Origin of the sequence: Caballeronia sordidicola (assembly GCF_002220365.1) — a bacterium.
GTDB classification, from domain to species: domain Bacteria; phylum Pseudomonadota; class Gammaproteobacteria; order Burkholderiales; family Burkholderiaceae; genus Caballeronia; species Caballeronia sordidicola_C.
The window spans coordinates 1-8,250 of sequence record NZ_MTHB01000128.1 but is presented as its reverse complement, the minus strand read 5'-3'; the positions used below and the strand labels follow the sequence as shown (position 1 = coordinate 8,250).

Below are 8,250 nucleotides of genomic sequence, written 5' to 3'. Positions count from 1 at the left end.
TCACGCTGGGCAACGGCACGACTGGCGCGCAAATCCACAACCTGGTTGCCGGCACGACTGCAACGGACGCAGTGAACCTCGGCCAGTTGACGGCAGCAGGTTTGAACGTCGACACGAGCGGTCACGTCACGAACTCGTTTGTTGCTTATAACGACTCGACCAAGGGCACGGTCACGCTGGGCGGTACGGCTGGCACAACGCTGTCGAACGTGAAGGCTGGTGTTGCCAACATGGACGCAGTGAACGTGGCGCAGTTGACAGCAGCGGGCCTGGCGATTGACACGAGCGGTCACGTCACGAACTCGTTCGTCGCCTATGACAACGCATCGAAGTCGGGCGTCACGCTGGGCAACGGCACGACTGGCGCGCAGATCCACAACCTGGTTGCCGGCACGACTGCAACGGACGCAGTGAACCTCGGCCAGTTGACGGCAGCAGGTTTGAACGTCGACACGAGCGGTCACGTCACGAACTCGTTTGTTGCTTATAACGACTCGACCAAGGGCACGGTCACGCTGGGCGGTACGGCTGGCACGACGCTGTCGAACGTGAAGGCTGGTGTTGCCAACATGGACGCAGTGAACGTGGCGCAGTTGACCGCAGCGGGCCTGGCGATTGACACGAGCGGTCACGTCACGAATTCGTTCGTTGCGTACGACAACTCATCGAAGTCGGGCGTCACGCTGGGCAACGGCACGACTGGCGCGCAGATCCACAACCTGGTTGCAGGTACGACTGGAACCGACGCTGTGAATCTTCAGCAGTTGACGGATGCGGGTATTACCGTCGACACAAGCGGTCACGTCACCAACTCGTTCGTCGCTTATGACGACTCGAGCAAGGGCACGGTTACGTTCGGCGGCGGTTCAGCTGGAACAAGACTGACGAACGTGGCAGCGGGTTTCGGTAACACTGATGCCGTCAACGTGAGTCAGTTGACGCCGGTCGTTGCAGGTCTGGGCGGTGGTGCGACGATCGATCCGAAGACGGGTGTAGTAACCGGTCCGACGTACAATATCCAGGGTAATACCTATAACAATGCAGGCGACGCATTCAAGAACGTTGATACAAGCCTGACCAAGCTGGGCGATCAGATTTCGAGTCTCCCGGGCGGTATTGGTCTGGTAGCTCAGGACGCCACGACGGGTAACATCACGGTCGGCGCATTGACCGGTGGCACCGTAGTGGACATGACCAATTCGAGCGGTGTTGCTCGCACGGTCACGGGTGTTGCTGCTGGCAACGTAAGCCAGTCGAGTGTTGACGCAATCAACGGTGGCCAGTTGTACGGTGTCTCGTCGAGCTTTGCTACGGCAATTGGTGGTGGTGCAGCGGTGAACCCCGACGGCACGATCACGCAGCCTTCGTTCACGGTGGGTGGCAAGACGGTTTATAACGTTGGCGATGCAATCAGCAACCTTGATACCAACGAAACCAACAACTACTCGAACCTGCAGACGCAGATCACCAACATCGCTGCTGGTGGAACTGCGAACGCTGTGGCATATGACACCTCGGCGCACGACAAGATCACGCTTGGCGGCACCGCGGCTACGGCGACTACGCTGCTGACGAACTTGACGGCAGGCGATATCTCGTCGGCTGACAGCACGGACGCAGTGACGGGTGGCCAGTTGTACACCACGAACCAGAATGTCGCGGCTCTTCAGACTTCTGTGCAGAACATTGGATCGACCGGTACCACGGGCATTGCAATGAACGGCGCAGACGGCAAGCCGGGCTCGGCTGGGCCGGCAGGTGCAACGGGTGCGGACGCTATCGCGATGGGTGACAGTGCTTCTGCTTCCGGCGATCACGCAATTGTGATTGGCGGCGGTGCGAGCGGCACGGGCGACGGCACGATCGCTATCGGTGGGAATTCGAGCGCTAACGGTAAGGACTCGATCGCTATCGGTAACGGCGCTACGGCTCCGGCTGACAACGCCGTGGCACTGGGTGCAAACTCGGTTGCAGATCGTGATAACTCGGTTTCGGTGGGTTCGCCAGGTAACGAGCGTCAAATCACGAACGTGGCACCTGGCACGCAAGGGACGGACGCAGTCAACCTGAACCAGATGAACTCGGCAGTGGGCGGTATTGCTCGTAAGGCGTACAGCGGTATTGCGGCAGCCACTGCGCTGACCATGATCCCGGACGTTGATGCGAACAAGACGCTGTCGATCGGTATTGGTGGCGGTACGTTCCAGGGCTACGCAGCAACGGCCATTGGCGGTACGGCTCGTATCACGCAGAACATCAAGTTGGGAACGCACCACACGACAAACCAAGTGTACAATAGGGGCTAAGCTCCGCAAGGGGTTACGGCTAAAACTGTTGCGCATGGGTGTCACACGGAGAGAAATGTGGAGTACGTTATTCGCAGGGGCGGGACTTACCACTACAGGCGGCGTATACCTGCGGACCTAGTAGCGGCATACGGCGGAAAGAAGGAATTTCAGAAGGCTTTAGGGACCGCCGATTACAAGGAGGCGCGAACGCTACGCCCACATGTGGACGTGGAATTCAATAACCTGCTCGCGGGACTGCGTGCGGAGATGGCTATCCCCGTGGCGGAGACTGATCCTGTCGTGCTGAATGCAGAAACATGGAATCCGTATAAGCCCATTGCCTTTTCGTCTGAGGCGGAGAGACTACGGTTTGAGGCGGCATTGGAGAGCATGGCCGGGAGTGATTCGGAAGTGGCTGCAATGCTGGCCGATATACGTTCGGAAGGGCGCAAGCTGGATAAGCAACGTAGACGCAAGGAGGAGATGAAAGACGCTATACGTGCCGTCCTGGAGGAGCAGCGGGTATCTCTCGCGCCGTCTCAGCCCGTCCAGCAGCCTCCGGAACCCGTACCCGCTACCAGCGTAGCTAAAGCATCTAGTAAACCCGTGGATAGCCTATCCGCCCTTGTGCCAATCTGGATCAAATCACGCGATCCCGGTAAAGCAGCCATCGCCACGATGCACGCCACGGTAGAGCGCTTCGAGGTATCCGCCGGGAAGCACGCGCCACGATTCTATAAGCGGCCCCACGTGAACAAGTTTCGAGATGACTTACAGGCGACGGGATTAGCTCCAGCTACGCTCCGAAGTCGGGTAGGCATGCTACGGGCATTGTTCTCCGCTGCGATGAATAACGATCCGCCTCTCGTAGACGCTAACCCTTGCCAGGGCGTGAAAACCGATCTGGGCAACGTTGCCAAAACCGCTAGGCTACCTTTCGAGCGGGCTGATATTGTCGCCATCATGGGCAGCCCTGTATTTTCCGCAGGTGCTAGACCGAAGGGCGGGGCAGGCGAGGCATCGTACTGGCTACCGTTACTCGCTATGTACACCGGATGCAGAATGGAGGAGTTAGGGCAGCTATCGCCCAAGGATATCAAGCACGATCATTACCGGGACCGTGACGATAAGGAGCAGCCGGTATCTGTTATCTATATTACCGATGACGGGGAGAATCAAGGCTTAAAGAACTACGCTTCACGTAGGCGTATCCCTGTTCATAACGATCTAGTTAAATTGGGATTCATTGAGTACGTCGCTAACCAGAAGGGAGCTAGATTGTTCCCGTTATTGAGGGCGGATAATCAAGGGCGTGAAACAGCGCGGTTTAGTTACTGGTTCGGCACTTACCTTCGGGGCGTGTGCAAGATAACCGACAAGCGTAAAACCTTCCATTCATTTCGCCACATGTTCATCGATACCATGCGTGAGGTAGGAGTAGAGGAAGCAACTAGCCAAGCTCTTACGGGCCACACGTCAGGCGATATATCCCGCAACTATGGTGGTGCTTTCCATCCGCTTAGGCCACTGGTAGAGGCTATGGCTAAATACAAGCTACCGGGAGTGAAGTTACCGGGATAGACGATAACTCTGCAACGTTGCAGAATAACACTGCGATTGTTGCAAGCACGCAGGATTGGGGGATAGCGCAGACAGTGGGCGGAAACGGGAACAACCAATATGGGAGCAATAGTCCACCACTGGACTATTCCACAGTAGAGCAGCGTGCTACTGCTGCTGGTGTAAATAGAAAGACACAGATGAAGGCGGCAACGTTGCCGGGTTCTCTACAAACGCTAGTCGGTCTGCTCAATCCGGCGCTAGTCCCCGTACTCAGCGTATGGCCGATTCAGTAGCGAAAGCCGATCCTGAGTTATCCAAGAAAGTAGCCCACGGCGAGGTAACACTTCCGCAAGCTGTTAAGCAGGAGTGCAACGTTGCACCCTTCCTCGTTAGGTCACAGCATCGTCAGTGGATCGACTCCGCCAGTAGTGCGCCAGTCCTCCACGACAGGGATACTAGTAATTTCCTCCGCAGTAATCTCGGCTATAGTAGTAATTTCCATACTTGTAATATCGGGGATACTAGTAATTTCCATAGTAGTAACTTGGCCGATACTAGTACGATTGGCCCGCTTATCCCTAGCCCATACCGGGAGTCCACCTGTCATTAATTGGATAGCGTGCCGGTAGGCGGCGCGGCCATTTGGATTACGGCTCAGGAAATAGGCGCGCTCGGAAATATTCTCATCAAGTGAGTGTGTCATGACACTCCCCACACCGCCCACGGTGGATGCCATTCGTTTATAGGCGGGATAGTAGTAATTTCCATAGTAGTAATATCAGGGATAGTAGTACGATTACTCCGCCGATCCTTAGCCCATACGGGCAGAGAGCCTGTCACGGCAATTACTGCCCGTCGATATGCGGCCCTTCCGTGCCGATTCCGCTTGCCAAAGTAACTACTCTCGTCGGCATTGCTATCTAAAACATGTTGGGTCATGGGCAGGAACTCCTGATTTGATGAAAACGGAAACTAAAATGAGGTACTTTTTGAGGTGTTTTGTGGAAAATGATAAGAGACACTAATCTCTATACCAACTATCTATCACTGAGGAGCAAGGCTGCATCGCCGTTCAATTTCATTCCGGGCCAGACCTACCAAACCTTCGAAGTCCGAGTAGACCAGGAATGACTTCCCCATTCGGGAATTGTGCTCCAGACCGACTGCGGTATCTACCTCACACGCTAGGCCCATAACGTTTACCCAATTGAACTGCTTACCGCCTATTGCTACGAATCTCCGACCTAGCGTAATGTACGGAAGGTTTGCCAATGTGAACTCCTGTGCTTTGCCCTTGCCTAGCAAGTGCCTGCGTATCTGGTTAAAAGACATCATGCGCTGTTCAATGGTTGGAATGGCTACGCCTCTACTTGCGAGAGCAGTCACAAGCTTACTTATAGTGTGCGGGTAGTTACCATCCTTTGATATCTTGGTAGAACGCGGCTTCTTAACGAAAGCGTCAGTTACCGCATAGTCTTTGCCGTGCAAAGTACCAAGTGTCTCCCGAAGTTTATCAATGGAGCAAGAAAGATACTCGTGTCTGAGTTGCCTGTTAGTGGGATTGACAAGTAATCCAGCTAACTTATCACACCAATCATATGGATGCTTTTTAGCCGGAGTACGATAAGTAGCTATATCACCATCGGGGTCGGTCTTAGTGGCATTAGCCGACTTTCGTCTAGTACGGGACCAATTAACAGCAGCCTGATTTGTACTGCCTATGATATTCATATCTAGCCCGATGTTCGCAGCCTGAGCAATCTTGCTCTGTAGATTATCGTCCATGCATTACGTATTCCAGTGGTGGCCTGGATTAGTCGGCATGCCAGTATCACTAACGCCAGTCTTAACGCGGTGGCCTAAATCAGTAGCAGTCTTGATCCTGTGACACTCGGTACACATGAGTTGAAGATTACTGTCGTCATTACTGCCGCCATTAACAAGCGCGATCTTATGGTCAACGATGCCGGTCGTTACTGCTACCTTGCACGACTGACACTGATAGCCATCACGTGTACGAATCCGAATTCTAATCTTGGCCCAAGCGTGCCCACTCAGATCATCGATTCTTACAGCATTACCGGCATTAGCTAATCGCACCTTCTGCTTATCGGTGAGTGGCTTGGTACGTACAGGCGTGCTAGTGGTAGCGCAATGGGGACAACTCATTGAGGTCATGGACCATCGATAGTCCGGATGCAGCAGGCAATCATTCATTCGTTATCCTTATGGACGTAGGTGAACAGTCAGTAACATTTACAACAATGCACCAATATTGTGAATTCTATCGATCAAACTAACCGATAGATGATAGGTGCAGCCTAATGACGGGGGGTAGTGATAAATGCAGGCTTCGAAGGTCATAGCGTCGACAGTTCCCCTTCACTTTAACGGCTACGGCAAATTTACCCTCTTTTTTGGGGGTAATCAGGTACCGAAACCCATTATTCCGCATGGATTGTTGCAGAATTAGAGCATATCGAAAATAGGCCCATTTCTAGGCCCGTGGAGCGGTTCTCAATGGTCAGGCTAGGCGAGTACCTCCGAGTGCTCACCGAGGCCGTGGGGTGTGTGATACGGGGTAGTAATTGCCATGCTCGTGGACTTCCCCTGGTACTGGGAGCGTCAGCGGGTTATTAGGCCAGCCTAGTTCGTCCTCCGGGATACCACACTTCTCATCTCGGGTAATCCCTACCCAGCAGCCCGGCAGTAGGTTACTGATACAGTTCTCGCGCCACTCGGTCCACAGTTTGCCGCGCTTATCCGTAGGGTTGGCGTTAATCTCATAGTTATGCGATGCGTTTCTAATACTGGCCTGTAACCCTAAGCGCTTCGTCAATTGCAACTCTTGCGTTTTGAGTTTATCCAGAACCATAAACAGCGGATTAGACTTCTCTGTACCCGCAGCAGATACGACAGTTAAATCCGACTTATCCGCCAGCTTAGATTTACGCTCAATCGTATATCGGAGATTAGCCAATTGGACAGCCAGGATTTTATCTCCAGCAGACCATTCTAATCGCATAGATAATACGGCCTGAGTATGTTGCGCCTTGGTTGCCATTAATTATTCTCCTCGTTACTAACAACTGGTTCTGTAAATGGCGAAGCACGATAATCAACAGGTGGGTATCCACGCAAGCCCTTTGCTATCCCATGCAGATTAAGCGCTACATTTGCCAACACTAAATACTGCCGCGAACTATTTAAGAGAGCCGAAATAGCATCTCTATCCTTAACCTTTTCGCTAGACAATCGCTTAGCCTCAGCCCGATCCTTGTTAGCGAGCCGAATACATAGCTGGCTTCTCAGCAGATCAGGCCCGCACTTACCATCGTGCGTCTTTACAGCGAGGTCGATGCGCGTGTCAATCTCGGGAGCCGTCCCCGTGATTACCCCGAGTAGAGGCCCGTACAGCAGCACCATCAAATCAATCCGGAGATCGTCCATCCCCTTGGGGTAAGTTACTTTCCCCTTGGTAGACGTAACGGGAATGTGCAGCGCCTTTGCATGGCGCACGAGAGACGCACGGCTCATGCTGCTACTCCCTCAGGCAGAACAGCGCATGCGATTAACTCACCTAGGCACTCACGGGGTACGTCGAGGTCCGTAACAAGCTGCTCAAGCCCCTCCATGACTGAGTCACATACGCCGACTTCTAGTTGACGTACCAGAGGAAACCCAGACACTTGAAACGAGGGATTTATAAGCGTCTGTAGATGGTAAGCGCGACTACGGAACACTTTATAAATACTGCATCCACTTATACGCGCCTCTGTCAGCATCGAGTAGAAAGCCTTATTCGAAATCCGGAACACGCGCGGCGCATTTTGGTTGTGGAGCAATGCGGTGCTCATCGAACCTGATCCAGCAACGATTCCAGAGCGGCCCTAGCCTCGTCCCCTTGGGTCCGTCGCTGCATCTCGTCCACCAATACACGCAGCCCCGCAGATGTCCGGTCCCGCTGCGCCATCACCGTATTCGCCTCGGTCATGGTCATGGTCATGGATCTCACCTGCCCTGCTGCAAGGTCCATCTCCTTTTGGTGAGCTTTCAAGAGCACGCGTTGACGGTCGATGTCCGCCTGAATCGCCGCTGCATCCCGGTCGTGCTCGTGTTCCTGTTAGCGGCGGCGCAAATCCGGCACTAAACGGCGGCACAAGGTTGAGTAGGAGCGTCAACGAGTAGGGGCCGTTACCGGCACCTACTGCCGAGTGAGGGTCATCAGAATGGATCGTCGACGTCGTTCAGGTGAGCGTTCACGGGAGGTGCGCGTTGTTCGTGTAGCAGTTCGTGCAATGCGAACTGATAGTGCAGGCAGATTCGCTCGCGTAGATCGTCGATGAGTTCGATGACGGCGAGTGCCTGATCGGCGGACCAGTTGTCCGGAATCAGGAAG

8 protein-coding genes are annotated in these 8,250 nt (G+C 54.0%); 2 read left to right on the top strand and 6 right to left on the bottom strand.

Translation table 11 applies throughout. The features are described 5' to 3' along the window. Together BSU04_RS21435 and BSU04_RS21430 are read left to right on the top strand one after the other, a co-directional pair. Positions 1 to 2,306, top strand: a 2,306-nt coding sequence (locus tag BSU04_RS21435) for a YadA family autotransporter adhesin (protein WP_179258386.1), incomplete at its 5' end; no start/stop codon positions are given. A gap of 57 nt (positions 2,307 to 2,363) precedes the next feature. Continuing rightward, entirely contained in the window at positions 2,364 to 3,869 is a 1,506-nt protein-coding gene (locus BSU04_RS21430) for a site-specific integrase (protein ID WP_089162505.1), read from the top strand. A 376-nt stretch (positions 3,870 to 4,245) separates the two neighbouring features. On the opposite strand, the gene BSU04_RS45590 is transcribed toward BSU04_RS21430, so the two are convergent. From BSU04_RS45590 to BSU04_RS21395, 6 genes are all read right to left on the bottom strand, one after another. Next, positions 4,246 to 4,554, bottom strand: a complete 309-nt coding sequence (locus BSU04_RS45590) for a hypothetical protein (RefSeq protein ID WP_144021299.1) — start codon at positions 4,552 to 4,554, stop codon at positions 4,246 to 4,248. A 341-nt stretch (positions 4,555 to 4,895) separates the two neighbouring features. After that, positions 4,896 to 5,636, bottom strand: coding sequence for a hypothetical protein (locus BSU04_RS21420; protein WP_089162503.1), 741 nt, complete (start codon positions 5,634 to 5,636; stop codon positions 4,896 to 4,898). A 3-nt stretch (positions 5,637 to 5,639) separates the two neighbouring features. Next, the gene (locus BSU04_RS21415) at positions 5,640 to 6,020 is read right to left on the bottom strand and encodes an HNH endonuclease (RefSeq protein ID WP_256983163.1); all 381 of its coding nucleotides are present in this window, start codon (positions 6,018 to 6,020) and stop codon (positions 5,640 to 5,642) included. 382 nt (positions 6,021 to 6,402) lie between these two features. Beyond that, positions 6,403 to 6,915, bottom strand: coding sequence for a hypothetical protein (locus tag BSU04_RS21410; RefSeq protein ID WP_089162501.1), 513 nt, complete (start codon positions 6,913 to 6,915; stop codon positions 6,403 to 6,405). Beyond that, the gene (locus tag BSU04_RS21405; RefSeq protein ID WP_089162500.1) at positions 6,915 to 7,388 is read right to left on the bottom strand and encodes a hypothetical protein; all 474 of its coding nucleotides are present in this window, start codon (positions 7,386 to 7,388) and stop codon (positions 6,915 to 6,917) included. The genes BSU04_RS21410 and BSU04_RS21405 overlap by 1 nt, the downstream gene beginning before the upstream one ends. Positions 7,389 to 7,704: 316 nt before the next feature. Beyond that, entirely contained in the window at positions 7,705 to 7,908 is a 204-nt protein-coding gene (locus BSU04_RS21395; protein WP_144021298.1) for a hypothetical protein, read from the bottom strand. Between the last annotated feature and the right edge of the window lie 342 nt (positions 7,909 to 8,250).